The sequence below is a fragment of the Meiothermus cerbereus genome, assembly GCF_051297115.1.
Lineage (GTDB): Bacteria > Deinococcota > Deinococci > Deinococcales > Thermaceae > Meiothermus > Meiothermus cerbereus_A.
The window spans coordinates 53,201-79,449 of the sequence record NZ_JBEVAL010000004.1 but is presented as its reverse complement, the minus strand read 5'-3'; the positions used below and the strand labels follow the sequence as shown (position 1 = coordinate 79,449).

21 protein-coding genes and 1 tRNA gene are annotated in these 26,249 nt (G+C 61.1%); 11 read left to right on the top strand and 11 right to left on the bottom strand.

The window, feature by feature from the left end; translation table 11 throughout:
* The first annotated feature begins 76 nt into the window (after nucleotides 1–76).
* A complete protein-coding gene (locus ABWU19_RS01835) occupies nucleotides 77–1,540 on the top strand; it encodes an HYR domain-containing protein (RefSeq protein WP_435900060.1) in 1,464 nt (487 codons plus the stop codon).
* 127 nt (nucleotides 1,541–1,667) lie between these two features.
* Here ABWU19_RS01835 and ABWU19_RS01830 read toward each other — a convergent pair.
* Nucleotides 1,668–1,743: transfer RNA gene (locus ABWU19_RS01830), tRNA-Asn, on the bottom strand.
* A 151-nt stretch (nucleotides 1,744–1,894) separates the two neighbouring features.
* On the opposite strand from ABWU19_RS01830, the gene dnaB reads away from it, so the two are divergent.
* From dnaB to uvrA, 3 genes are all read left to right on the top strand, one after another.
* A complete protein-coding gene (gene dnaB / locus ABWU19_RS01825) occupies nucleotides 1,895–3,250 on the top strand; it encodes a replicative DNA helicase (protein WP_435900059.1) in 1,356 nt (451 codons plus the stop codon).
* A gap of 136 nt (nucleotides 3,251–3,386) precedes the next feature.
* Nucleotides 3,387–3,989 carry a hypothetical protein gene (locus ABWU19_RS01820; protein ID WP_435900058.1) on the top strand — a complete coding sequence of 201 codons (603 nt, stop codon included), beginning with the start codon at nucleotides 3,387–3,389 and terminating at the stop codon, nucleotides 3,987–3,989.
* A gap of 109 nt (nucleotides 3,990–4,098) precedes the next feature.
* Nucleotides 4,099–7,038 carry an excinuclease ABC subunit UvrA gene (gene uvrA / locus ABWU19_RS01815; RefSeq protein WP_435900057.1) on the top strand — a complete coding sequence of 980 codons (2,940 nt, stop codon included), beginning with the start codon at nucleotides 4,099–4,101 and terminating at the stop codon, nucleotides 7,036–7,038.
* Here the strand turns inward: uvrA and ABWU19_RS01810 are convergent.
* The 5 genes from ABWU19_RS01810 to lptB all read right to left on the bottom strand — a co-directional run bounded on the left by ABWU19_RS01810 (nucleotide 7,035) and on the right by lptB (nucleotide 12,084).
* The gene (locus ABWU19_RS01810; RefSeq protein ID WP_435900056.1) at nucleotides 7,035–7,655 is read right to left on the bottom strand and encodes a deoxynucleoside kinase; all 621 of its coding nucleotides are present in this window, start codon (nucleotides 7,653–7,655) and stop codon (nucleotides 7,035–7,037) included. The two genes, uvrA and ABWU19_RS01810, sit on opposite strands and share 4 nt — an antisense overlap.
* 77 nt (nucleotides 7,656–7,732) lie before the next feature.
* Nucleotides 7,733–8,386, bottom strand: a complete 654-nt coding sequence (locus ABWU19_RS01805) for a deoxynucleoside kinase (RefSeq protein WP_435900055.1) — start codon at nucleotides 8,384–8,386, stop codon at nucleotides 7,733–7,735.
* A gap of 89 nt (nucleotides 8,387–8,475) precedes the next feature.
* Nucleotides 8,476–9,534: a S1C family serine protease gene (locus tag ABWU19_RS01800; RefSeq protein WP_435900054.1), complete on the bottom strand. Its 1,059-nt coding sequence runs from the start codon at nucleotides 9,532–9,534 to the stop codon at nucleotides 8,476–8,478.
* 195 nt (nucleotides 9,535–9,729) lie between these two features.
* Nucleotides 9,730–11,181: a DUF3084 domain-containing protein gene (locus ABWU19_RS01795; protein ID WP_435900053.1), complete on the bottom strand. Its 1,452-nt coding sequence runs from the start codon at nucleotides 11,179–11,181 to the stop codon at nucleotides 9,730–9,732.
* A gap of 132 nt (nucleotides 11,182–11,313) precedes the next feature.
* A complete protein-coding gene (gene lptB, locus ABWU19_RS01790) occupies nucleotides 11,314–12,084 on the bottom strand; it encodes an LPS export ABC transporter ATP-binding protein (RefSeq protein WP_435900052.1) in 771 nt (256 codons plus the stop codon).
* Nucleotides 12,085–12,186: 102 nt separating this feature from the next.
* Here lptB and gltX point away from each other — a divergent pair, with 102 nt between their 5' ends.
* Nucleotides 12,187–13,626 (top strand): glutamate--tRNA ligase, encoded by a 1,440-nt coding sequence (gene gltX / locus ABWU19_RS01785; RefSeq protein WP_435900051.1) that lies wholly within the window; start codon nucleotides 12,187–12,189, stop codon nucleotides 13,624–13,626.
* Between the two features lie 100 nt (nucleotides 13,627–13,726).
* Here gltX and ABWU19_RS01780 read toward each other — a convergent pair whose 3' ends face one another.
* Complete coding sequence (locus tag ABWU19_RS01780; RefSeq protein WP_435900050.1) at nucleotides 13,727–14,566, bottom strand: pyruvate, water dikinase regulatory protein; 840 nt, start codon at nucleotides 14,564–14,566, stop codon at nucleotides 13,727–13,729.
* A 123-nt stretch (nucleotides 14,567–14,689) separates the two neighbouring features.
* Here ABWU19_RS01780 and ppsA point away from each other — a divergent pair, with 123 nt between their 5' ends.
* Nucleotides 14,690–17,065, top strand: a complete 2,376-nt coding sequence (gene ppsA / locus ABWU19_RS01775) for a phosphoenolpyruvate synthase (RefSeq protein ID WP_435900049.1) — start codon at nucleotides 14,690–14,692, stop codon at nucleotides 17,063–17,065.
* A gap of 14 nt (nucleotides 17,066–17,079) precedes the next feature.
* On the opposite strand, the gene ABWU19_RS01770 is transcribed toward ppsA, so the two are convergent.
* The 3 genes from ABWU19_RS01770 to pyrE form a co-directional block, all read right to left on the bottom strand.
* Nucleotides 17,080–18,114, bottom strand: coding sequence for an NAD(P)H-dependent glycerol-3-phosphate dehydrogenase (locus ABWU19_RS01770; RefSeq protein ID WP_435900048.1), 1,035 nt, complete (start codon nucleotides 18,112–18,114; stop codon nucleotides 17,080–17,082).
* Nucleotides 18,115–18,244: 130 nt separating this feature from the next.
* Entirely contained in the window at nucleotides 18,245–19,312 is a 1,068-nt protein-coding gene (locus tag ABWU19_RS01765) for a stage II sporulation protein M (protein ID WP_435900047.1), read from the bottom strand.
* Between the two features lie 23 nt (nucleotides 19,313–19,335).
* Entirely contained in the window at nucleotides 19,336–19,887 is a 552-nt protein-coding gene (pyrE, locus tag ABWU19_RS01760; protein WP_435900046.1) for an orotate phosphoribosyltransferase, read from the bottom strand.
* Between the two features lie 36 nt (nucleotides 19,888–19,923).
* On the opposite strand from pyrE, the gene ABWU19_RS01755 reads away from it, so the two are divergent.
* Genes ABWU19_RS01755 through ABWU19_RS01745 form a run of 3 tightly spaced genes read left to right on the top strand, consistent with a single transcriptional unit; the run spans nucleotide 19,924 to nucleotide 22,239 of the window.
* The gene (locus tag ABWU19_RS01755; RefSeq protein WP_435900045.1) at nucleotides 19,924–20,664 is read left to right on the top strand and encodes a hypothetical protein; all 741 of its coding nucleotides are present in this window, start codon (nucleotides 19,924–19,926) and stop codon (nucleotides 20,662–20,664) included.
* Entirely contained in the window at nucleotides 20,657–21,736 is a 1,080-nt protein-coding gene (locus tag ABWU19_RS01750) for an enolase C-terminal domain-like protein (RefSeq protein ID WP_435900044.1), read from the top strand. Before ABWU19_RS01755 ends, ABWU19_RS01750 begins: the two co-directional genes overlap by 8 nt.
* An 8-nt stretch (nucleotides 21,737–21,744) precedes the next feature.
* Nucleotides 21,745–22,239, top strand: a complete 495-nt coding sequence (locus tag ABWU19_RS01745) for a nucleotidyltransferase domain-containing protein (RefSeq protein ID WP_435900064.1) — start codon at nucleotides 21,745–21,747, stop codon at nucleotides 22,237–22,239.
* Here the strand turns inward: ABWU19_RS01745 and ABWU19_RS01740 are convergent.
* Complete coding sequence (locus ABWU19_RS01740) at nucleotides 22,233–23,102, bottom strand: GNAT family N-acetyltransferase (protein WP_435900043.1); 870 nt, start codon at nucleotides 23,100–23,102, stop codon at nucleotides 22,233–22,235. The two genes, ABWU19_RS01745 and ABWU19_RS01740, sit on opposite strands and share 7 nt — an antisense overlap.
* A 149-nt stretch (nucleotides 23,103–23,251) precedes the next feature.
* On the opposite strand from ABWU19_RS01740, the gene ABWU19_RS01735 reads away from it, so the two are divergent.
* Together ABWU19_RS01735 and ABWU19_RS01730 are read left to right on the top strand one after the other, a co-directional pair.
* Nucleotides 23,252–24,145, top strand: a complete 894-nt coding sequence (locus tag ABWU19_RS01735) for a diacylglycerol/lipid kinase family protein (protein ID WP_435900042.1) — start codon at nucleotides 23,252–23,254, stop codon at nucleotides 24,143–24,145.
* 183 nt (nucleotides 24,146–24,328) lie between these two features.
* Nucleotides 24,329–26,236: an EAL domain-containing protein gene (locus tag ABWU19_RS01730; RefSeq protein ID WP_435900041.1), complete on the top strand. Its 1,908-nt coding sequence runs from the start codon at nucleotides 24,329–24,331 to the stop codon at nucleotides 26,234–26,236.
* Nucleotides 26,237–26,249 lie beyond the last annotated feature (13 nt).

Sequence of the window (26,249 nt, the reverse complement as noted above, 5' to 3'; positions counted from 1 at the left end):
CCTGTAGGTTGGGTGTGGTTTCCATCCCAAAATCCTAAGGCATGGGTGGAGGGGTGCGGAATGTCGGGAGGATAGTATGGATTGGAAGTTGGCAGTCCAGCGCCTTGGTCTCCTTGTTGGCGCAGTGGGCATTTTTGTCGCCTGCAATAGTCAGCCTGCCCTCGAGCCTGGCCCTACCGAAATCATCATTACTGAAGGCATTTCCGCTCCGGCCCCTGCGCTCCGGACGCCAGGGGTGCATCCCCTGTCCGACCTCGCGGCAAGCGCCAGTCTGGGTGGCTCGAGCACCACGCCGGTGAGCCTCAACGGCCAGAACTGCACCACCTTCCCCGACGAGACCGTAACCATCACGTACACGATTACCGGGAGGCAGAATAACCCTGCAAGCTTCCAGGTTTATACGCTCTGGACATATAACGGAACGGCCTGGGCGGGCTCGGTTCCGGTTACCGTCAACGTGCCAGCTCGAGCGGCGACCGATCCGGCCACTGCCAGGGCCGTTACGGTTACCCTGAGGAATACCAGCGGCGGCGGCACGGGAACCAGCAGTTTCACCATTGTGCCCTTCAATGTGATTACCAGTGCGCCGGCAGCCTTGAATACCTCGGCTGGCAATGCCACCATTTACGTGGCTTTCAGCACCTGCGCCGCACCCAACACCCCGCCATCGCTAACCTTGCCCGCCGACATCACCGCCGAAGCCACCAGCAGTGCAGGGGCCGTAGTGAACTATGTGGTTACCGCCACCGACCAGCAGGATGGCGACCTGAGCAGCGCGGTGGTCTGTAACCCCGCCAGCGGCAGCACCTTCCCGCTGGGCCAGACCACGGTGAACTGCTCGGTAACCGACTCGGGTGGGCTTTTGGCCAGCGGCAGCTTTAAGGTGAATGTACAAGACACCACCCCTCCGGTGTTCTCGGGGGTGCCCACCGGCCAGGTCAACCTGATTGCGGCCAACATCCACGGCGCGGTGCTGGACATTGCGGGGCTGGGCATTTCGGCCACCGATGTGAACAATGTCTCGCCTCCGGTAAGCATCCAGTGCACCCCGGCCAATGGCAGCACGCTAGCCATTGGAAGCCTAACCACCGTAAGCTGCACGGCCACCGACTCCTCGGCCTATCCCAGCCCCAACACCAGCGCGCCGGTCTCGTTTAACGTGTTTGTGGGCCTGAATACCAACGGGGTAGGGTTCCTGCCGCCGCTGCGGGAAGCAGCGCCCTTCAGCGCCCACAAGCGCGGCTCCACCATCCCCCACAAGTTCTACCCGCCCCGCTATGCGGATGGCACCCCTGCCACCGACCTGGCTGCTGGCTTGCGGCTGAAGCTGGTGAATACGGGTGTTCCCACCGAAAGCTACGAGCAATCCACTTCGGATGACTTCAGCGCCGGCTCCACGGCCTGGCGCTACGACCCCGACAGCGGGCACTACATCTTCAACCTCAAGACCGGCACCAACTGGGGCACCGGCCAGTACAAGACCACGGTTTCTTACGCGGGCGTCCCTCTGGCCGAAACTTACTTTGAGCTGCGGCGCTAGGGCGCTAAGGTGCGAACAAGAGGGGGCGTTGCCCCCTCTTTTGCTGTCTGGGCGGGGGGAGGCTGTGCCTGCGGGAGGTCGAGCGTGTGCGGTCAAATAAAAAAAACCCAGGTTTCCCTGGGTTTTCTGGCTCCGCGAGCAGGGCTCGAACCTGCGACCACTCGATTAACAGTCGAGCGCTCTACCAGCTGAGCTATCGCGGACCGATGCGCCGGTAGCAGGTAAAAATATAACAGAGCTTGACCGACTTGGCAAGCGTTTGTAATCGCCCAAGTTAAGGAGCCTTTGCCAAACCTCTGCGAATTGAATAGAGTAGAAACTTGCTGAATAGGGTTTTGCTTTAGGAGAATTGCAATGGCAACCACACCGCTCGAGGGCCGTGTTCCGCCCCACAACTTGGATGCCGAGGCCAGCGTGCTGGGCTCGGTGCTGCTGGACAGCGAGGTTTTGGATCGGCTCGAGGGTCTGCTGGCCGCCGATGCCTTTTACAAAGAAGCCCATCGCAAAATTTGGGAAGCCATGGTGGCGCTGCGGGCCCGGCGCGACCCGGTGGACCTGGTAACGCTCTCGGAGGAGTTGCGCCAGAGCGGCGAACTCGAGAACGTGGGAGGGCTTTCCTACCTGGTGGGCCTTTCGGAGCACACCCCTACGGCTGCTTATGCCGACTACTACGGGCGCATTGTGGCCGAGAAGTGGACCTTGCGCAAGCTGATAGCTGCTGCCGGTGAGGCCATGAAGATGGCCTACGACGAAGAAGGGAGCCTCGAGGACATTCTCGATACGGCAGGGCGCAGGGTGCTCGAGGTCTCTACCCAGGGGGCCAAGTCCGAGTTCCAGAGCATGAAGGAGCTTGTTCACGAAACCTTCGAGCACATCCAGCTGCTCTACGAGAACAAGGGCCAGGTCGATGGGGTCAAGACCGGCTTCCGCGAGCTCGATAGCATGATTGGGGGTCTTACCAGCGGCTCACTCAACATCATTGCCGCGCGACCCAGCATGGGTAAGACCAGTTTTGCCCTGACCATCGCGCAAAACGTGGCCTTGCGGGGCGAGGGGGCCGGGGTGGCCATCTTCTCGCTGGAGATGCCAGCGGTGCAGCTGGTTACCCGGATGCTCTGCTCCGAGGCCCGCATAGACATGAACCGGCTTCGCCAGGGCCAGCTCACCGACCGCGACTTTTCCCGCTTAGTAGATGTGGCGGGCCGCATCTCTGAGGCCGCCATCCTGATCGACGATACCTCCGATATGACCCTGATGGAGCTCAGGGCCAGAGCCCGCCGCCTGCATGCCCAGCACAAATTGGGCCTGATTGTAATTGACTACTTGCAGCTGATGTCTGGCCCCAGCAGCAACAAAAACGGGGGTGAGAACCGCCAGCAGGAGATTGCCCAAATTTCCCGTGGCCTGAAGGGCCTGGCCCGCGAACTGGACGTGCCGGTAATTGCGCTTTCGCAGCTTTCGCGGGCGGTGGAGTCACGCCCCAACAAGCGGCCCATGCTCTCCGACCTGAGAGAATCGGGATCAATTGAGCAAGATGCCGACCTGGTGATGTTTATCTACCGCGATGAATACTACAACCCTCATTCTGAGAAGGCGGGTATCGCGGAAATCATCGTGGGCAAGCAGCGCAACGGTCCCACCGGTACGGTAGAGCTGCAATTCCACGCCCAGCATGTGCGCTTCAACGACCTGGCCAAGGACGAAATTTGAACCGGGCTCGAGGGCGCAGTTGCCCATCCCACTCTTCACAGACCTTGCCCCCCATCCGGGAGGCCACTGTGCTGTGCAGGACAAAGCAATCAAGTTGTGGGCAGCTCAATATTGAAGAGCGCTCTAAACTACAGGGGTGCGGCTGTTCTGGCTACTCCTGATGCTGGCGGGTGGCGTTTTGGGGTTGATCCGCTATGTGCAGACCCGGCCTATCGAGCGCCCACCGGGGGTGCTGGCCCCACATGCGCCCTTTCAGGCCCAGCTCTCGCGCGAGAGCGAGGTGCGGCTGGAAAAGCCGGGTTATCAGTTCAGGCCGGTGGCCTATTTCGAGCTCGAGGCCCGCGTGCTTTCCAAGCGTCTCTACCGCTACGATGCCGCCTCAGCCATCTCACCGGTAGACCTGGTCCTGGGCTGGGGGCGGATGTCCGACACCGCGGTGCTTAGCAAGCTGCGCATCTGGCAGTCGGATCGCTTCTATTTTTACGCCTGGTTCCGCCAGCCACCCATCCCGCAAGAAGAGATAATTCTCAGCAGCGCCAACATGCACCTGATTCCAGGTAACCCCAACATTGAGCTGCGCCTGAAGCGCCTGAAGCCAGGGCACCTGGTTAAAATCAAAGGCTTTCTGGTCAACGTGGCCGGCCCCAATGGCTTTTACTGGAGAACCTCCACCGCGCGCTACGACACCGGCAACGGGGCCTGCGAGATCGTCTGGGTAGCCGACCTGATGGTGCGATAAAGCCCAGTGGGCTCCCCTCGGTCGGGGGCCAAACTTTGTATCATACACCATTTATGCGATGTGGCGTATGTTATTTACATAACCCCAGCGCGGGTGTTATACTCCGCGGATGGACAAGATTGTCGTCCGTGGTGCCAAAGAGCACAACCTGAAGAACATTACCGTTGAACTGCCCCGCGGGCAGTTCATCGTCATTACGGGGGTCTCGGGCTCGGGCAAGAGCACCCTGGCCTTCGACACCATTTACGCCGAAGGACAGCGGCGGTATGTGGAGTCGCTTTCTTCGTATGCGCGGCAGTTTTTGGGGGTGATGGAAAAGCCCGATGTGGAAAGCATCGAGGGGCTTTCGCCGGCCATCTCCATAGACCAGAAAACCACCTCGCACAACCCCCGCTCCACGGTGGGCACCGTGACCGAGGTGCACGACTACCTGCGCCTTCTGTTTGCGCGGGTGGGCACGGCCTACTGCCCCCACTGCGGGCGGCCCATCGAGCGGCAGTCGGCCTCGGAGATTACCGACCGGCTTTTTCACCAGTCCGAGGGCACCAGGGCCATCCTGATGGCTCCGGTGGTGCGGGGGCGCAAGGGGGAGTACCGCAAGGAGTTCCAGCAGCTGCAAAAGGAGGGCTACGCGCGGGTACGGGTGGATGGTGTGATCTATACCATCGAAGAGGCCCTGGGCCTCAAGCTGGAAAAATACGAGAAGCACGACATTGACCTGGTGGTCGACCGGGTGGTCTTGAAGCCGGAGGAGCGCGCCCGCATCGCCGAGTCGGTGGAGCTGGCGCTGCTGCGCGGCGAGGGGCTAATGCGCGTCCTGTACCCCGATAACGGCAAAGAGGAGCTTTTTTCGGAGAAGTTTGCCTGTCCGGAGCACGGCAGCGTGTTGGAAGAGCTCGAGCCCCGCATCTTTTCCTTCAATGCCCCCTACGGGGCCTGCCCGGACTGCTCCGGCCTGGGCTACAACCAGGTTTTCGATGAGGAGCTGGTGGTCAACCCCGAGCTGTCGCTGGCGGAGGGGGCCATCATCCCCTGGAGCAAGGGCCGCGACAATGGCAAGGGCTACCTGTGGGATCGGCTGCGGGCGCTTTCAGAGTACCTCGGCTTCGACATGAAGACCCCTTTCAGGCAGCTCGCGCCGGAGGCCCAGCGGGCGGTGCTGCATGGCCTGCCCCAGCCTTTCGAGGTGGTCTTCCGACGCAACGGGCGCGAGACCATGCGCTTTATGGTGAGCTACGAAGGGGTGATTCCCTGGCTGGAAAACCGCTACCGCGAGACCGAGTCGGAGGGCTTGCGCGAGGCCCTGGAGGCCTACATGACCCTCAAGGCCTGCCCGGCCTGCGGGGGCACCCGCTACAAGCGCGAGGTGCTCTCGGTGCGGGTGGGGCAGTTCAACATCGCCGAGGTCTCCAACCTGCCGGTGCGCGAGGCCAAGCAGTTTTTTGAAGCCCTGGCCTGTAACCAGGTGGTGGAGGTGGGCGCGCAGCTCAAAGCCTTTCGTATTTCCCTCGAGGGCCTGGCTGAACCTACCGAATACCGCAACCTGAGTGAGTTTCAGGTACAGGTGGCCGCACCCATCTGGCGCGAGATCCACAGCCGCCTGGGCTTTTTGGAGGACGTGGGCCTGGACTACCTGACCCTCGACCGCGCGGCCAACACCCTCTCGGGCGGCGAGGCCCAGCGCATCCGGCTGGCCACCCAGGTAGGCTCGGGCCTGACCGGGGTGCTGTACGTCCTGGACGAGCCCTCCATCGGGTTGCACCCGCGCGATAACCAGCGCCTCCTGACCACCCTCAAAAAGCTGCGCGACCTGGGCAATACCCTTTTGGTGGTGGAGCACGACGAAGAGACCATGCGCGAGGCCGACTGGATTGTGGACATGGGGCCGGGGGCCGGGGTGCACGGGGGTGAGGTGGTGGCCCAGGGGCGGCTGGAGGACATCCTGGCGCATCCAGATAGCCTGACCGGGGCTTACCTGCGCGGTAGCAAGCACATTACAGTTCCCAAGGCCCGCCGAAAGGGCAACGGCAAGTGGCTGGTGGTCAAGGGGGCGCGCGAGCACAACCTGAAAGGGGTTAACCTGAAAATTCCCCTGGGTAAGTTTGTGGCCATCACCGGGCCCTCGGGATCGGGCAAGTCTACGCTGGTGCACGACATCCTCTACGCGGCGCTGGCCCGAGACCTGATGCGGGCCAAAACCATACCCGGACGTTTCGAGGGCCTGGAAGGCCTCGAGCACCTCGACAAGGTCATCGAGATTGACCAATCGCCCATTGGCCGTACGCCTCGCTCCAACCCGGCCACCTACACCGGCATCTTCGACGAGATCCGCGACCTCTTCTCCAAGACCCCCGAAGCCCGCAAGCGCGGCTACGAGGCCGGGCGCTTCAGCTTCAACGTCAAGGGGGGACGCTGTGAGGCCTGCGGTGGCGACGGTACCAAGAAGATCGAGATGCTCTTTTTGCCCGACCTTTACGTGCAGTGCGAGGTCTGCAAGGGCAAGCGCTACAACAAGGAGACCCTCGAGGTCAAGCTGCGGGGCAAGAACATCGCCGATGTGCTGGACATGACTGTGGAGGAGGCCCTGGGTTTCTTCGAGAACATCCCCACCATTGCCCGCAAACTGCAGCTGATGGTGGATGTGGGGCTGGGCTACATGAAGCTGGGCCAGCCTTCGCCCACCCTCTCGGGCGGCGAGGCCCAGCGCATCAAACTCTCCACCGAGCTGGGCCGCCGCTCCACCGGACGCACCCTCTACATCCTGGACGAGCCCACCACCGGCCTGCACTTCGAGGACACCGCCAAGCTGCTGCATGTGCTGCACCGCCTGGTGGAAGGGGGCAACACAGTGGTGGTTATTGAGCACAACATGGATGTGGTCAAGACCGCCGACTGGGTGATCGACCTGGGGCCCGAGGGCGGGGCCAGGGGTGGTCAGATCGTGGCCGAAGGCACGCCCGAGGACGTGGCCCAGGCCAGCAGCCCCACCGGGCACTTCCTGGCCCGCATTCCCGAGATCCGGCAGAAGGTGGGCGTGGCGGCGGATTAGACCAACGGCCTACTCAGGCCGTTGGCTTCCAGCATGCGATACATGAGCTCGCGGGTTTCTTCGTCGTCGGCGTAGTTTACGCTGTCGCTGGAAATCACCAGCACCGGCGAGAGGTCGTAGGCCCTAATCCAGGCTTCGTAGAGCCGGTTGAGCGAAGCCAGGTATTCTTGGGGAATGCGCTGCTCGTAGTCGCGCCCCCGGCGGGCGATGTGGGCCTGCAGGGTCTCGAGCGAGGCCCGCACATAAATCAAGAGGTCGGGTTTGCGCAACGCGGGTGCAATGCCGTCGTAGAGGGCCAGGTAGGTCTGCCAGTCCCGCTCCGAGAGGTGGCCCTCGAGCCACAGGTTTTGAGCGAAGATAAAGGCGTCCTCGAAGATGGTGCGGTCCTGCACCACGTGCTGGGCAGGGTTGATCTGCTCGAGGTGCTGCCTTAGACGCTTGGCCAGGAAAAACACCTGCGACTGGAAAGCCCAGCGCCCCATATCGGCGTAAAAGTCGGCCAGGTAGGGGTTTTCGTCCACTGCTTCGTATACGGGCAAGAGCCCATAGCGCTGTGCCAGCAGCCCGGTCAGGGTGGACTTGCCGGAGCCAATGTTGCCTGCAATTGCGATATACATGGTCGTGTAGGGTCTGGGGTGACAGGATGGTCGGGTTGGTAGTTGCTTTTTGGGTTTTGGTTATTTGCCGATATTGTCTACGAGCGCTTCAAGTTGCTCACAGATGCGGGGCTGGTTTTACCTTCGAGCCTGCCCGAGAGGCCCAGCTTTTCCTGCACACGCTGCACCACCCAGTCCTGATCGGCCTTGTGCTCGGCAAAGTTGAACTCCTGGGTGTCAAGTATCCACAGTGGGTGGGGGTAGGTGGCGAAATGGCGCTCGTAAAACTCGTTGAGGCGAGCCAGGTACTCCGGCTCTATCTGCTTCTCAAAGACCCGCCCCCTGCGGCGGATGCGCTCCAGAATAACCGGCAAGGGCGCTCGTAGATAGATGGTCAGGTCGGGGGTGGGAATCTTGGGCGACAGACTGGAGTAGAGGTCGCTGTAAAGCTCCCATTCGGCCCCAGAGAGATTCATGGCCGCAAATATCGCATCCTTATCAAAGATGTAGTCGGCCACCACCCCGCCAGCAAAAAGGCTGGGCTGCGAGAGGGGTAAGAGCTGCTTGTAGCGTGAAAGCAGGAAGAACACCTGTACTTTGAAGCTATAGCGAACCGGATCCTGATAGAAAAGAGGCAAAAATGGGTTGTCTTCTACGACCTCGTGCAAACTTTCGGCCCCCAGCCGCTCGGCCAGCAGCCTGGCCAGGGTGGTCTTACCCACCCCAATTACTCCTTCAATCGCAATATACATCTGCTTAAGGCTAAAAGCTAAAGGCCCAAAGCGGAAGACTTGACATTTGTAAGCTGAAGGCTAAAGGGCTGAAAAACCCAGGGCTTTCTTTAGCGTCGCGCAATCATGGTTACTGTAACGTCGAGCCGCCGCCCGTTGCGCCAGATGGTCAGATTGACCCGGTCGCCAGGGCGGTAGCGGGCAATGGTCTGGGTGACTTCGCTGGCGTTGCGCATGGCGCGCCCCCCCACCGCCAGGATGATGTCGCCCAGGCTAACCAGCTTACCGCGCTGGTCGCGCTGGGCGGGGCGCAAGCCCGCCCGTGCTGCGGGGCCGCCGGGTTGCACCTTTTCGATCATGGCCCCACGGGTGGAGAGCAGGCCCACCCGCCCCAGCAGGATGGGGTCGAGCTCGCTCAGGTCGAGCAGGGTAGCGCCCAGGTTGCCGCGCTGAGGCACCCCAAAGCGCTCGAGGTCGCTCACGCTTTGTCGCACCAAGTCGCCCGGAATGGCAACCCCTACCCCACCAACACCGCTCAGGTCGCCCAGGGTGGCGTTGGCTACCCCCACCACCCGGCCCTGTAAATCCAGCACCGGGCCACCCGAGCTGCCCTGCACAATGCGCGCATCGGTGAAGAGCAAGTCGCCTATTTCTGCGCCAACTTCGGGGTCGAGGTCATTTTTTTCTGCGGCAGTGGGGCCGATTCCAGCCAGAATGCCATACGAAGCCAGGTTGCGCTGCCCGAAAGGGCTGCCGATGACCACCAGACCCATGCCCACCAGTAAATTTTGCGAACTGGCAAAGGAGAGCTGGGCTGGGGCCGTTGCCCCTTGCACGGTCAGGATGGCAATGTCAATGCCTTTGTCTACAGCAAACACTTGGGCAGGAAACGAGCGCCCGTCAAATAATTCCACGCTGATATTGCGCAAATCCTGCACCACATGGTAGTTGGTGATAATGCGGCTGGGGGCATAAAAAAACCCCGATCCGTTGGTAGGGCCTTCGTTGCCGGTCTGCGGATCACGCAGGATGCCAAAAATTTTGACCACCGCAGGTAAAGCCCGGCGAACCACCTCCACCCGGGCCACCTCCTCGGGGGTGGTCAGGCGGGGGGCCTGGGCCAGGGCCTGTGAGAAAGCCAGCAGAATAAACACAAGAACCATGTGCATCGTCAACAAACCTTCCCCATTCTCATATGTTGGTGTTGAGTAATCAATAGCCATACCTGCGGGGCGCAACAGGGGTATTTATTGCGGGTGGCTGGGGTTTTTAGGCCTGCGTGCGACCGTTTTGGGTATTCAAGAAATCTTAATCTGCTGACAGCTCACCAGGAATAAACCCCGCGGGGAGGGCTTGCTCTAAAGCTATGGCAGCAGCTTGAGGCCCAGGCGGGGCGGCTCGGTAGGGTAGAGGTTATCTAAAGCCACCACCGCAATGCGTGCACCGCCGCGTTTGCCGGAAAGCTGGGAGGCCAGGCTTACGAACTCCTCGAGGGCAATTCCCCCCTGGGCCAGTTTTTCGGGAATCCAACCTGCTGCAGCAAGTCGATTCTCGGCTACCTGGCTCAATGCACCGAACTTACGACGCATCTCGCCCGTGCTGGCAGGAAGCACTAGGGCGGTGGAGGCCAGTACCTCACCCTGAGGAAAGGCTTGTTCGCGGGCCCGGTACTCGATGACTACCCGTGCCCGCCCATCGGTGCCAACGCTCTGGATACGGGCCAGAAATAGCCCCGGTTTGAGGTTTGTAAGGGTCGGATTTTCCATTACTTCCACGCCGCGCAGGCCAATCAGTCGAACCCGGTTGTCAACCCGCCGGGTGATCTCGATCAGCGCCATTTGTTCGTTGCCAGGCACTACCTGCTCTTCAGCCAGCAGATTCATGCGAAGGCTCTTATCCAGACTGGCGGCTATCACCTGGTTACGCTCACGCAATTGTTGTAGCTCACGTCGGGCCTCCACGAGCTTGTTTTTGAGCTCGAGGTTGTCGCGTTGAAGGGCCTCGAGCAGGCGGCTATGCTCGCTGGGGGCTGACGAGACAGAGGCACCCCCCAGAATGGCCACATCCCCCTCGAGGTTGCGCTTTTCAGCCTCGAGCTGCTGCAAGCGGCTCTCGAGCTCACGGGTACGGGCCTGAAGGCGAACCAGATTGGCTTTGGCCTCGCGGCTGGCGGCCTCGAACTCCCGCAGCCGCTGCTCGGCTTTAAGGGCCTGGGCCGAAAGTTCCTCACCGCTGGCCAGCAACCGCGCTTTTTCTCGCAGGAGCTTATCTTTTTCTTGCAGCAGATTCAAGCGAATTTGCCTGAGCTGCTCCAGGGCTTCGCGCTGGGTGGCGCTGGCAGCCTGAAGCTTTTCTACCTCCTGACGCAATTTCTCCCGCTCGACCAGGGCCTGCTCGAGGTCTTGGCGGGTTTGGCGCTGGAGTTCGACGTTCTGGGTGAGTTGCCGGGCCAGTAGGATGTTGTTTTTCTCGAACTCATCGCGCTCTGTTTTGAGCTGCTCGTACTGGCTAAAGATGCTGGCCGCACGACTCTCTAGTCGCTCTACCTCTGCGCGCAGCCGGTTGCGTTCCTGCCGCACCGCCTCGGCCTGCAAAATGGTTTCGCGGGCGTCCCGCACCACTAAGAAGAACGCCCCAAACGCCCCCAGGCCAATCAGTACCCCGGTGCCCACAGCTACCAGGGTTGCGGTGGCCCTGGGACGCAAGCCCAAAAAACGCCAGTGGCGCTTTCCCACGCGCTTGGCCACCAGGTCGCCCACATAGGCCACCAGGCTGGCTACAAGTACCAGAAGAATCAGGATGGCCCAGAAAGTCATAAGCGGGAAGAGGGAGAGAGGCGAGGAGGCCAGGAGGGAAAATGTGAGCCACAGCGGCACTGCCGAACTTCCCCTTTACTCCGCACCCCCTAGCTATTCAAGGTTTATTAGTCCTCAAGCAAAACAATGCCATCAAAGTTCGTACTCATCACCCAGATAGTGCATCCGCACCCCTGCGTCGCGGGCAAACTCTTCTGGTGAGCCCTGAAAGGCCATCTGGCCGTCGTACATCAGGTAGATGCGGTCGGCGATGGCCAGGGTCTCGCGCACCGAGTGGTCGGTGATGAAGATACCCACCCCGCGCCGCTCGCGCAGCTCGGAGATGAGCTTCTGGATGTCGTGGACGTTTTTGGGGTCTACGCCGGTAAAAGGCTCGTCCAGCAGGATGAAGTCGGGGTTGGTGCACAAGGCCCGGGCAATTTCCAGCCGTCGCCGTTCGCCCCCCGAAAGGGTGTAGGCGTATTTGTCTTTGAGGTGAGCGATGCCTAGCTCCTCGAGCAGCTCTAAAGCCCGCTGGGTTCGCTCGTTTTTGGAAAGGGGCTGAAACTCCAGCACCGCCAGTAGGTTTTCCATTGCGGTCATGCGGCGGAAGGCCGAGGGCTCCTGGGGCAGGTAGCCCAGGCCCTGTCGGGCCCGCTTATACATGGGTAGCCGGGAGATATCGCGACCGCCCAGGCGAATTTGCCCAGCATTGGGCTCAATAAAGCCCACCAACATGTAGAATGTGGTGGTTTTTCCAGCCCCGTTAGGGCCAAATAGAGCCACAATCTCGCCGCGGGTGAGCTCGAGGTTCACCCCCCGCACCACTTCCCGTTTGCCATAGCGCTTAACCAGCCCGACGGCCTCGAGGCGGGTGCTGGGGCCAGAGATGGAACCATGACTTTTTTGCAATGCCGCTTCCATTTACCCCTTTAGGGTAACACCCGCCGCTAAGGCGGCCGTGAGAGGTATAACCAAATGCCCCCAGGCTTTCAGCTTTGGGCGCTGGGCCTTAAGCTATCGAATATGGTTGTCACGCGCATTGCACCAAGTCCTACCGGTGACCCCCATGTGGGGACGGCTTACCAGGCCCTGTTCAATTATGTTTTTGCCAAACAGCACGGGGGAAAATTCATTGTGCGCATCGAGGATACCGACCGAACCCGCTACAACCCCACCTCTGAGCGGCGCATTCTGGAGATGCTGGACTGGCTGGGGCTTTCTCCCGACGAGTCGCCAGCCAAGGGCGGCCCCAACGGCCCTTATGTCCAGTCGCAGCGGTTGCACATCTACCGCGCACATGTGCAGATGCTGTTGGAGAAAGGAGCCGCCTACCGCGCCTTCGATACCCCGGAAGAGCTGGCGGCTGCCCGCGAGGCCGCGCAAAAAGCCGGCCATAAGGAGCAGGGTTACAACCGGCGCTACCGCGACTACCCGGTCGAGGAGGCCGAACGCCGGGCAGCCGCGGGAGAGCCTCACGTGGTGCGCTTGAAGGTGCCCCTGGAGGGAAAGACCATCGTCCACGATCTGCTGCGTGGGCCCATCGAGTTCGACCATGCTGCCATGGACGACAAGGTCATCCTCAAGGCCGACGGCTACCCCACCTACCACCTGGCCGCCATGGTCGATGATCACCTGATGGGCGTGACCCACGTGATCCGGGCTGAAGAGTGGATTACCAGCACCCCCTTTCACATCCTGATTTTGCGGGCCTTTGGCTGGGAGGAGCCGGTCTGGTGCCACACCCCCCTGCTGCGCAACCCCGACAAGTCCAAGCTTTCCAAGCGCAAGATGGACACCAGTGTGGATAACTACCGGGCTCAGGGATTTTTGCCCGAAGCCCTGCTCAACTACCTGGGCACCATGGCCTGGAGCATGCCCGATGGGCGGGAAATTTTTAGCCTGCAGGACATGATCGCACACTTCAGGCTCGAGCGCATCAGCCTGGGGGGGCCGGTGTTTGATCTGAACAAGCTCAGATGGATGAACGGCAAGTACATCCGCGAGGTGCTGACCCTGGACGACCTGGCCGAGCGGGTGAAGCCTTTCCTCGAGCGGGCCGGGCTTTCTTACCCCTCCGAAACCTACCTCAAACAGGTAATCGAGGCCATGCGGGCCCGTTTCGAAACCCTGCAGGAGTTTGTGGACAGGTCCATGTACTTTTTCAGCGAGGCCTACCCCATGCAGGAAAAAGCCCTGGCCAAGCTGCGCGAGGGGGCTATTTTTCTACCTGCACTGCTAGAGCAACTGGGCCAGCTGCCGGATATGCTGCCCGAAAGCACCGAACCCCTGCTCAAGTCCTTTGCCGAGGCCAGAGGCGTCAAGGCGGCCGCGGTCATGCAGCCCTTGCGGGCCGCCCTCACCGGGAGCCTCGAGACCCCCGGTATGTTCGACATCCTGGCCTTGTTGGGCAAAGAGCGTGTGCTCAGACGGCTCGAGCGGGCTATAGAGCTTGTTAAGGCCTGATTGAAGCCCCTTTGTTCCGAATGCCGGGGCTTAGAACGGGTTGGGCCTGTGCTCAGCGCAGCGTCTGTATGCCAGCAGGTTGCGGCTGCAGCACATCCTGCTAGCCAACCCTTCGTTGCAGACCCATGCTTTGCATAATGTTGGTGGCAATTTCTTCGATGGAGGCAGAGGTGGTGTCAAAGTAAGGTATCCCCATCCGTTTGAACAATAGCTCGGCCCGGCGCACCTCGTACTCGCACTGCTCCATAGAGGCATACTGACTATTGGGCCTGCGCTGGGTGCGGATCTGGTGCAGGCGGGCTGGGGCGATGGTCAGGCCAAACACCTTTTCCTTGTAGGCCTTAACCGGCTCGGGCAGCGTATCGCGCTCGAAGTCGTTCTCGGCGAGGGGGTAGTTGGAGGCCCGCAGGCCGTATTGCAAACCCAAAAACAAGCAGGTAGGGGTTTTGCCCACCCGGCTGACCCCCATCAGGATTATGTCGGCCATCTGGTAGTGCCGGTCGCCGATGCCGTCGTCGGTGGCAAGCACAAAGTCCACTGCGTCAATACGGGTGAAGTAGCCGTTGTCGTTCACGCTGTGCAGCCGCCCTACCCGGCCTGTGGGGGGCTGGCCGAGTTCGCGCTCGAGCTCCCCCAGATAGGTGCTGAAAAGGTCGAAGTGCAGGGCAGGTGCAGCTTTGAGCTGGTCATATAGCGCCCGATTGGCCAGGGTGGAAAACACAATAGGCCGTACCCGATCCCGCTGAAAAATTGAATTGATCTCGTATACAAGGTCGTAAACCTGTTCTTCGGTTTCTGTGAAGGGCCGCGTTACATAACGAAATGAGACCGACTCAAACTGGGCCAGCAAACTTCTGGCCACCGATTCCGCGGTCAGGCCGGTGTGGTCTGAGACAATGAAAACTGTTCGTTCCATGGCGTATTCTCGCAGCACGTCCATATAACAGTGTAGTTTATGTGTGTAATATCTTCTACACCAAATTTTGGGCTATACCTACACCAAAACCAACTACTCCATTTCACCATCTGCACACACTACCATCAACTGCAACGAGGTGCGCTTATGGCTTATATCCGCTGGTTCGAAACACTGGGCATGAAAGATCTGGATGTGGTAGGGGGTAAAAATGCCTCCATTGGAGAGATGATTGCCAACCTTTCCCAGGCTGGGGTGCGGGTTCCGGGGGGGTTTGCCACCACAGCGGAGGCTTTCCGTGAGTTTTTGCACCACAACCAACTGGTCGAACGAATTGCCAGCGCCCTGCAAAACCTGGATACCGATGATGTGGACGAGCTGGCCCGGGTAGGGGCCGAGGTTCGTGGCTGGGTAGAGCATGCCGAGCTACCCAAAGCCCTAGAGGTAGCCATTGTGGATGCTTACATTCGCCTCGAGTCCGCCTCTAAAGGCGGGCTTTCTGTTGCGGTGCGCTCGAGTGCTACAGCCGAAGACCTGCCCGAGGCCAGCTTTGCCGGTCAGCAGGAGACTTTTTTGAACGTGCGGGGGGTAGACAGCGTGCTTCAGCACATCAAGAAGGTCTTCGCCTCGCTCTACAACGACCGGGCCATCGCGTACCGTGTCCACCACGGCTTCGCCCACGAGGAGGTGGCCCTTTCGGCGGGCGTACAGCGCATGGTGCGCAGCGACCTGGGGGCTTCCGGGGTGGCCTTTACCCTCGATACCGAGTCGGGCTTTCGTGATGTGATCTTTGTGACCTCGAGCTACGGTTTGGGGGAACTGCTGGTACAGGGGGCGGTCAACCCGGACGAGTTTTATGTCTACAAAAAGGGACTGGCTGAGGGCCGCAACACCATTCTGCAGCGTACCCTGGGCAGCAAGCTGCAAAAGATGGTTTTTGCCGAGGAGGGGCGGGGGGTTCAGGCTGTTGCAACGTCTGAGCACGAGCGCCGCAGCTTCTCGCTCTCCGACGCAGATGTGCTGGAACTGGCCCGACAGGCCCTCTTAATCGAGCAGCACTATGGCCGACCCATGGACATTGAATGGGCCAAAGATGGCCTGGACGGTCAAATCTACATTTTGCAAGCCCGCCCCGAGACTGTGCAAAGCCGCACCGGGCGGGTGCTGGAGCGCTTTGCGATGCTGGAGCGGGCTCCGGTGCTGGTAACAGGACGTGCCGTGGGGCAGCGGATTGGCGCAGGCCCGGTACGGATTATCAGCCACCCCCGTGAGATGAACCGGGTACAGCCCGGCGACGTGCTGGTAGCCGACATGACCGACCCAGACTGGGAACCGGTAATGAAAAAAGCCGCGGCCATCGTGACCAACCGGGGCGGGCGTACCTGCCACGCTGCCATTGTGGCGCGTGAAATGAACATTCCTGCTGTGGTAGGGGCCGGTAACGCTACCCAGGCGCTGCGCGATGGCGATATGGTTACCATCTCCTGTGCCGAGGGCGACACCGGCTTTGTGTATGCGGGTACCCCGCGCTATGAGATCAAGCGCATCGAACTGGACAAGATGCCGCCCATTCCTACCAAGATTATGATGAATGTGGCCTCGCCTGAGCGGGCCTTTAGCTTTGCCAGCCTGCCCAATGCCGGGGTGGGCCTGGCGAGGCTCGAGTTCATCATCAACAACACCATCGGCATCCACCCCAAAGCCCTTCTGCAGTTCGAGCAGCTGCCCGAAGATCTTAAAGCCGAGATTACCCGGCGCACCGCAGGCTACAAAAGCCCGGTAGATTTCTACCGCGAAAAGCTGGCCGAGGGTATCGGTATGATTGCGGCGGCTTTTGCCCCCAACCCGGTAATTGTGCGGATGTCGGACTTCAAGTCCAACGAGTACGCCCATCTGCTGGGCGGTAGTCGCTACGAACCAAAGGAAGAAAACCCCATGATTGGCTTCCGGGGGGCCTCACGCTACCGCAGCCCGGAGTTCGCCGAGGCTTTTGCGCTGGAGTGCCAGGCCATCCGGGAAGTGCGGGAAGAAAAAGGGCTAAAAAATGTCTGGGTGATGATACCCTTCGTGCGCACGGTAGGGGAGGCCCAGCAGGTTATCGAGATTCTGGAGAAAAACGGGCTCAAACGCGGTGAAGATGGGCTTCGCCTGATCATGATGTGTGAGGTGCCCTCCAATGCCATTCTGGCCGAGCGCTTCCTGGAACTGTTCGACGGCTTCTCCATAGGCTCCAACGACCTGACCCAGCTCACCCTGGCCCTGGACCGCGACTCAGGTTTGGTGGCCGACCTGTTTAGCGAACAGGACGATGCCGTGAAATTCCTGCTCGAGCGGGCCATCAGCACAGCCAAAAAGATGGGCAAGTACATCGGCATTTGCGGCCAGGGCCCCTCCGACCACCCCGAGTTTGCCCTGTGGCTTGTGCAGCAGGGCATCGAGAGCATCTCGCTCAACCCCGATAGTGTGCTGGAAACCTGGCTTTACCTGGCCGAACAGCAAAACGCTCTGGTGGGGAAAGACTAGCCCCCCAAAGACACCTACTCCGGCTTGGCCTCGCGGGTCATCAGGCGCGACAGCTCCTGCATGGGGTCGGCCCCCTCGTAAATGACCCGGTACACCGCCTCGGTGATGGGCAGGTCGGCGCCTGTGGCCTGATCCCAGGCATGCAGGGCTTTGACTGTGTAGATGCCTTCCACCACGCCCTTTTGGGCCTCTAGTTGGGCCAGGGTCTGGCCTTGGACAATTTGCTCGCCCGCGGTGCGGTTGCGCGAGTAAGGGCTGCTGGCCGTGGCAATCAGGTCGCCCAGTCCGGAAAGGCCAATAAAAGTGGCCTCCTGGGCGCCCTGGGCCACCCCAAATTTGATGATTTCGCGCAGTCCCCGGGTAATGAGTGAGGCTTTGGCATTGTCGCCGAGCTTCAGGCCATCCACCATGCCCGCGGCCAGGGCGATCACGTTCTTGAGCGCCCCGCCCAGCTCTACCCCCACCACATCCGAGGAGGTATAGACCCGGAAGCTCCTCCCCGAGAAAACCTGCTGTACCTGATGGGTCAGTGCGGGGTCTGCGGCAGCCGTTACCGCTGCCGCAGGCAAGAACCGGGCAATCTCCTCGGCCAGGTTTGGCCCTGACAGCACCGCAATCTGTGAAACCCCGGTGACCTCCTCGATTACCTGGCTCATGCGCAGCAGGTGTTGGTCGCTAAAGTGCAGACCTTTGGTTGCCGAAACATAGGCTTTTGCTTTGGGCAAAGGTCCCAGGGTTTCCCGCAGGGCTTTGGAGGGGATCGCCACAACCGCAAACTGGGCCTGATGCAAGGCTTCTTCGGCATCGGCAGTTGGATGAAGTTGTTGGGGGAAGTGTGCCCCCGGTAGATACTCGCTGTTTTGCCGCTCGAGCTGCATGGCCAGGGCGTGTTCGGGCCGACGGGCCCAAAGATAAACCGGAATCCCCTTGGAGGAGGCCAGCAAAGCCAGGGCCGTACCCCAGGATCCAGCCCCCAGTACGGCAATTGGGCGAGGGCTACCCGTTTGTGTTTCGCGCGCTTCAGGGAAGATGGCAGATGACACGGACATAAAAAACCAACCACCATTCTGAACAAAAGCCAGGCTGATCTATATCTATTGCGGCTTCGCTTGTTTTTGCTGTGCCCGACAAAAACTTAGCAGGGCAAGCCTCATAGCGACAAGGCCCGCGAGGTATTTTCTATGGCCGCATGAGAACCAGTATCGAGAAGGCCTCGTACCAGGCACCCACCAGCAGGAAGAAGCCCCCCAGGTAAACCATGAGCCCCAAAGCCCGCAACCCAGCCCGGTAGCCTTCACCCCGCAGGGTTTTGAGCATCAGCACCAGCCCGCCAAAGGTGACCAGAATGTAGGCCTGGAGCTCTATCACGATGGTGGGCAGGTGCAGCAGGTAGTTGGCCAGAGGCAGGGCCACCGGGCTCAGGGCAAAGCCCAGCACAAAGTAGCGCAGGGCGTTGAACAGTAGGGCCGGAATGCCCAGGAAAAGCCCAGGCACAGCCGTGGTCAGCAGGAGGCCGTTGGTGAAGTTCCAGTAAAAAATCACCACAGCAAGACCCAGAACCCCCCCAGCCAGGGCGCTACCCAGACCGATCTGCTCGAGGGCCCCGCCCACCAGCTCCTGCATCAAGCGCACCAGCTGGGGGTTGGCATAAGCCACCAGCCCCCCCAGGGCAAACAAGCCATAAAGGCCAATGTTGGTGCCAAGGTAAAGGCCCCGGTACTGGCGCACCACTGCCCAGCCTTCGGCCCACCAGCGGGCCACAGGACCGCTGCTGCGTAAGGCCACCAGCCAGCCCAGCGAAAAGGCTACAAACAACACCCAGGTCACCGGGCTTTTGAGCCAGCCCGGCAGCAGCCCACCTTCCGGGGCGAACCCGATTCGGGTAACCTCACCATCCCGGATGGTTACCCGCACCTCGCCGCCGCGTCCGGATACGGTGGCGGGGAATTTAACAATGGTTCCCCTTGGGGTGGGTTCTTCCAGGGGATCGCCCAGGTTAACCGACAGCCCTGGGGGAACGGGGGGAAACGCCATACTGCGCTCGAGCAGCCGGATGGCCTCCTCGGTGGGTTTGCCGAGGGCTTGCGCGGGGTCTACCTGGTATTTCCCGGCCTGCCAGTCTTGTACGGCCTGGCGGGCGAGATCTGCGCTGGACTGGGCCAGCCCCAGTCCCAGCAAAAGCCAGGCGGCAAACAGCCAACTTCCCACCTGGCGCAATCTGGTTTGTAAGGAAACAGTCCGTAACATATGCCCTAGCCTACCAAGTCTGCTTAGACTTCCTGTAAGGGCTCTCCCCGTTGGCACAACGGGCAGGCTTCGGGGGCATAGGTTGGAAAATCGAGCTGCACCAGCGAGCGGTAGGGCACGCTAAACTCGGCCCGGCCTGCACTTCGGTCTACGATGGCCCCCACCGCTACACACCGGGCTCCTCTGGCCTCGGCGGCCCGAATAGCCTGCTGTACCGAGCTGCCGGTGGTGACCACATCCTCTACGGCCAGGAAGCGTTCACCGGGGTGAATGGTAAGCCCCTCACGCACCCACATACCCCCCTGGCCGTCCTTCTCGGCGAAGAGCGCCCGCACGCCCAGGGCCTTGGCCGTTACGAAGGCGAGGATGACGCCCCCCATGGCAGGGCCAATTACAAAGTTGAGCTCGAGCGTCTCGAATAGCTCGCCCAGGGCCTGTCCCACGGCCTCAGCATACAGGGGGTGCTGGAGCAGGGTGGTGGATTGCAGGAACCTGGGGGAGTGCCTGCCCGACCGCAGTAAAAAATGACCCTCCAGCAAGGCCCCGGTCTCTTTGTAAAGGTTAAGAACATCCACAACCCCTATGCTACCCGACCGGCTTACACTGTGGGCATGAATGCCAGCCTCACCAGAGCCAGCCTGTACCTGCCGGGAGAAGAAGCCCCACAAAGCCGCCCCCTTGCTGAAATGCCCCTGCTGATACTGGTGGGCCTGACCGGGGTGGGCAAGACCAGCCTGCTAAAGCGCCTGAACTACCCCACCCTGCCCGACCGGCGCGAGCTGGTAGACCGCTATGTGTTTCCCCTGTACGGCTATGCCCAGCCGCCGCTAGACCGCAGTGAGCGCTTTGCCCTCACCCGGCGCTTTCGCCAGGAGCACCCCGGCGGGGTAGCAGAAATCCTGCTGAATAGCCGCGCTGTGCCTACCTGGCCCTTGTTGTTCGATGGTTTGCGGGGTGGGGAGGAAGTCGGTTTTGCCCTGAAGCAGCTTCCCCAGAGCCACTTTATCGTGCTGGAGGCCCGCGACCTGACCCGCCTTTCGCGCCTGCTGGGGCGAGGGGATGCCTTTGATAAGGTGCGGGTAGACAAAAGCGACCTGGCAACCTTGCGCCACCTGGCCCAGGGGGTTTTGAGTGAGGCGGAGCTCGAGGAGGCCCTGGGCTGGCAGGTTCCCATACAAGAGCTTGCCGCTAAACTCAAAATTGTGGCCGAAGAGCGCAAAAACTACAATCCTGATGGAGTCCGTAAGGTGCTGCTGGGTTCGCCGCGGGCCTTATTTCTGGACACCGAAGCCCTGAGCCTCGACGAAGAAGCAGCGGCCATTCGGGCCTTTGTGGAGCGAATTCATGCCTAAAATAAAGCGAATCAGCCCCCGCCCCTTCCGCCTGCCCCTTAAGGGTGCTTTGCGCTGGGGCAAGGCCTCGGAACTGGCAGCGCTGGAGCACGTTTTGCTCGAGGTCGAGCTTTCCGATGGTGCAATTGGCCGCGCAGAGATTCCGCCCCGCCCCACCATCTACGGGGAAACCCTGGGTACGGTGCTGGCCGCGCTGGACTACCTATCCCCACAACTTTTGGGCCTGGAGGTCGAGGACACCGAGGCCATCCAGAATATTCTGGACAACTTCCCCAACAACCCTACTACCAAAGCGGGCCTGGACATCGCGCTATGGGAGGCCTGGGCCCATAGCGAAGGACAGGAGCTGTGGCAGGTTTTTGAGCCGCACCACCCGCGGGTGCAGGTGAGCTATATTCTGGGCATCGCCGACGAGGCCGAGATGCTGGCCGATGCTGCTGCGGCCTACCGGGCCGGGGTGCGGGTGCTCAAGGTCAAGGTGGGCCGCGACCTGGAGGGCGACCTGTCCCGCATTGCCGCCCTGAAGGAACATTTCCCCGATGTGGCCCTGTATGCCGACGCCAACGAGACCCTGTCTCCCGCGGAGGCCGAAATGTACTTGCGGAAGTGGGCCGAGGCCGGGCTGCTGTATGTGGAAGAACCCCTGCCGGTGGCCGAAGTGCTGGCCCGCAAAGGCCTGCGCAAGGCCGCCATCCTGCCCCTCATTGCCGATGACTCGGCCTTTACCCTGCGCGACCTGTGGCGCGAGGCCCAGCTCGACACCTACGACATCCTGAACCTCAAACCCGCCCGCACCGGCTACACCCAGACCCTGAAGATGCTGGCCCTGAACCGTACCGAAGGCAAAAAGGCTATGGTGGGGTCGCAGGCTTTGTCCAGCTTTGGGGCTTACCACAGCGCCCTGATGGCTTTTCAGGAAGGGGTCAGTGAACCTTGTGAGCTGGCCTTTCACCTCAAGGCCGAAGGTGGCTTTTGCAGCTTCCCTCCCCTTAAGGAGGGTTGGCTATACTGGGAAGACCTGGCCCAGTGCTGCTTCGACCCCCAGGCCTTTGCGCGCCATGCCCTGACTTAGTGACTGTGATGACGAATGTTCTGCTGCCCGAAAGGATTGTCCAGGTGCTGCGGGTAATATGCCCCATCCTGAACGATGCCCGGGCGGAGTGGGCGGTAAGCGGCAGCTTGGCTTTGAGCCTGCACGGGTTACCGGTGACAGCCAAAGACATAGACCTCCAGACCGACCGGGTGGGGGCCGAACAAATCGCCCATTTGCTGGCCGAGTACCTCATCTATCCCCCCGGTATGCACCTGGGGGTGCGCCTGGTGCGCTCATATCTGTGCCGCTTCAGAATCCAGGGCCTCGAGGTCGAGGCTATGGGCAACCTGGAGTTCCAGAGCCCCGACGGACGCTGGAGCCCGGCGCCCGATTTTCGGCAAAAGCGCACGACGGTAGACCACCTGGGCCTTAGCATTCCGGTGGTTTCGCTGGATTTTTTGCTGGCACTGTATACCCAGCTCCAGCGCCCAGGCCGGGCTGCTTTGATTGAAGCCCGGCTCAAGACCCTCTCGGGTCAGTAGAGCTCGAGCGCATAGGTTACAACAGCGCTGACCTGTTTGAAGCCCAGGCGCCGGTAGAGGGCCTGGGCGGCCTTTTCGTGGTCGTGGGCGCGCACCTGCAGGCTCTGGATTTGCGGGTTGCTGAAGGCCCACTCGGCAGCGGCACCCAGCAATGCACGCCCCAGGCCCCTGCCCCTGGCCTCCGGCACCACCCCGATGTAGGCGATTTCGGCCCGGGTATCGTCTAGCTCGAGCTCGGCCAGGCCCACCGGCTCCCCGGTTTTTTTGGCATAGGCCATAAAAAGCTCCACATCGGAGCCAATAAAGTGCTGCCGCAGTTCCTCATCGCTCCAGTGCAGGCGCAGGCTCCAGCCATCCTCGGCGCGGCTGTAAAGGTCGCGGTAAACCTGAGGGTCGCAGGGTTCGGCCCGCTCAACCCTGTAGCCAGCGGGAGCAGGATAGCTCAGATCGGTACGGCCAATGGTGTAAAAGTAGGTGGTGTGCTCGGCAGAAAAGCCCAGCTGCTCCAGCAGCGCTCGAGCCTGGCGGTTGCTGGCCTCGGGGAAGGCATAAAGGGTAGGAAAGCCTTCCTGGTAGGCTTTTTTGATGAGGTGTTCTAAAAGCGCCTTGCCGTTGCCGGCACGGATGATGGGGCCCTCGAGCGCCGCCCCATCCCAGAAAGGCACCAAAGCGCCGTACCCCTGCACCCGACCCTCCTCCAGCCAGACCCAGGCTTTTTCGTCCTCGCCGGCCAGAACCTCCCACCACAATCCCTCGGGGGTACGCGCCTCGGGCGCCAGCGCGCGGCGCTCTGGGGTCTCATCCATCCAGCAAAGCAACTCGGCGAGCTGCGAAAGGTGGGTTTGCGCTACGGGCCGGTTCATAGAACCATCCTTTGGGAGAGCCTCCGGGGCCTTTGAGTTTACGCCTTGCCGACAGCCCCTGGTGATAACGGCGTGGCGGTTTTGGGAAACCACCTCTTGAGTAACCGTATTGTACAACGCCTATCTCTGTTAGAATCTAATGAAAGATAATGAGCAGCTATACGACCTTTGTTATCAACCCAGCAGCCGGGCGTGGGCGGGTGGGCCAGATGTTGGGGCGCATAGAGGCCGCCATACGCCAGTACGCCCAATCCTCCGACATAGAGATCGCTATCACCGAGTTCCCCGGGCACGCCATCCAGATAGCCCAGAAGGCCCCTGCCAGCAGCCGGGTGGTGGCCGTGGGGGGCGACGGAACCGTGCACGAGGTGCTGCGGGGAATCGCCGGATCGGACAAGGCCATTGGGGTTATACCTATCGGCAGTGGCAACGACTTTGCCCGCATGGTGGGCCTGCACAAGCTGCCCCTCGAGGCTGCTCTACGCACTGCTCTGCAGGCAACCATCCGCAGTGTGGACCTGGGCCTGGTGAACAACCAACCTTACGGGGCCAGCCTGGGCATTGGTTTTGATGCGGCGGTGGCCCGCAAGGCCCTCTCGGCCCCCACCTTTTTGCGGGGGATGCCCCGCTACCTGTACTCGATGTTTGGCGTACTCAAGGAACTCGAGCTACCCACCCTCGAGCTCATCCAGAACAACCAGACCCTCTACCAGGGCCCTAGCCTGCTGGTGGCCCTGATGAATGGCTCGACCTATGGCGGGGGTATCCCCATCGTGCCTGACGCCGTACCTACCGATGGCCTTATTTCCGTAGCGGTGGCGGGAGCGTTTAGCCGGTTGGGGGTGGTGGGGATTTTGCCCCGGCTGATTATGGGCAAGCATGTGCACCACCCCCGGCTGCGCTTCTTTCGCGGGGCCGAGTTTGTGGTTCGCTTCGACCGGCCGGTTCCGGCTCATTCCGACGGGGAATTGCTCGAGCCTAGCCAGGAGTATCGGGTGCGGATGATTCCGGGAGGGCTCCGGGTTATCGCTGGATCGGCGTAATGCGCAGCGGGATGTGACCAATAACCATGCACACCTCTATTCGGCTTGCTACATTAGAGGGGGTGCTTTGAGTCCCAAGGGAAAGGATTGGAATTGGTGAACGAGGTTGGTTGGAAACTATTTGCACCGCTCTCGATTGAAGGAGCCACGCTCCTAATTGAGCACCAGGATTTGCCCTCTGGTATGGCTGTACGCCTGGGAGGGGCGGGGGGGGTGGTACTCAAACCCCAGGAAGCCCAGGAGCTATTGCTCAACCTGCTTACCGGCGAATCCTGGGTGAGCAGCCGTCTGGTGTGGGCGGCGCCCCGCCTGCACATCGGGCAAAAAGGCTACAACTTAAACGAACGTGCCAAACTGGCCCTGATCGAAGCCTTGCAGTCGCTACTGGTTGAGTCCCAGGGCGTGGCGGTCAACCCCATGCCCAAGGAAACCTGGCAGCGCTCCTTGCTAGAGATTACCCAGCGCCGATTTGCCAGTGTAGAGGAAGCCCTGCCCAAGCTGGGCGAGATGCTGGTTTCGCTGGGCTTCAAGGGAATCTGTTTGTGGCTGCGCGACAGCAACGCACCTCACCTGAAGCTGGTTGGACAGTACCCCGAAGCCTCCCCCCCGGACGACCTTCAGCCCGAACGCCACCCGGTCTATTTTCAGGTGCTCGAGCGCAACCTGCTGATCGCAGCCGATGATGCGCGCCAGGATGCCCGTATGACCGAGCTGCGCGAGATCCTGATGAGCCGGGGCCTGGGGGCCGTTTTGCAGGTGGTGTTCCATGCGGAGGGGGGCCTGCGGGGTGTGATGTGGATCGAAAGCCTCCAGCCCCGAAAATGGAGCAACGCCGACGAGACTTTGGCCCTGGCCCTGGCCCAGGTTATCGAGCGCATTTTGCGCCCGCTCAAAGACGACATCAAAATCCAGACCCCCGAGCGCAAGTCGCTGGCGGTTAAGCGCAGCGAGTTCGAACTCAATTTGGCCCAGGCCCTCTCGATGGCCCAGCGCTACGAGCGCTCACTGGCCCTGATGCGCATTCAGGTCGAGGGCATGAACAAAGCCCAGACCGAGCGCGCTGCCCGCGAAATTGCCTATACCCTGCGCCAGAGCGATTCCCTGGCGTACCTGGGTGAGCAGGGTTTTGCCCTCTTGCTCTCCGAGGTGCGCTGGACGGCCGGGGCCAGCCGGGTGGCCCACCGCTTGCTGGCCCGCTTGCGGGCTGCGCTATCGGGTCTAAAGGTGGGTATTGGTATTGCCATGTACCCCCAGGATGCCACCACCCTGGAGGGGCTCTGGAACCAGGCTGAACAAGCCTGTCGGCTGGCCCTCGAGGCCGGTGGTGGTATTCGCCTCCTGACCGCCGGTGCAACCGAACTGCAGGAGGCCATCTCACAAGACGGCCTGACCCTGCATTTTCAGCCGGTGTTCAACCTGAACGACCTCGAGCTGGTTGCGGTGGAGGCCCTGGCCCGCTGGCCCCGGCCCAAAGGGCTGCACCAGGCGGGTGAGTTTTTGCCCCTGGCTGAGCAGGTGGGTCTCATGAGCGCCCAGGATCGCTGGGCCCTGGACAAAGTGCTCGAGCAGGCTGCCCTCTGGAGGCCCTCTGGCGTCAATGCGCGCTTTAGCCTCAATGTTTCAACCGAAACCCTGATTGATCCGAACTTCCCCAATGTGTTGCAGGAGATGCTCTCGGCCAGGCGCCTCTCGGCCGATATACTCATTATCGAGGTGCGCGAAGAAGCCATCTTGAGTGACCTCGAGACCACCGGTCGTAGCCTGGAGATCCTCAAGCACCTGGGCGTTTTGATTGCCCTCGATAACTTTGGCACCAACCCCCTCCCGCTTACCCAGCTCAAGCGCCTTCCCATCGACTGGATAAAACTCAACCCGGTTCTTTCGGCCTCAGAAAACGCCACCCTGGCAAAGGCCGCCATCGACATGGTGCACGCTGTGGGCACCAAGGCGGTGGCCAAAGGTCTGGAGGAGCAGTCTCAGCTTACCCGTATGAAAGAACTGGGCGCCGACTTCGGACAGGGGCACATCCTGGGCTGGCCTGTTCCCGCCGAAGACCTGGGGGCCCTGCTGGTCTGGGGTATTGGCTCATAAGGCTCTGCTACCA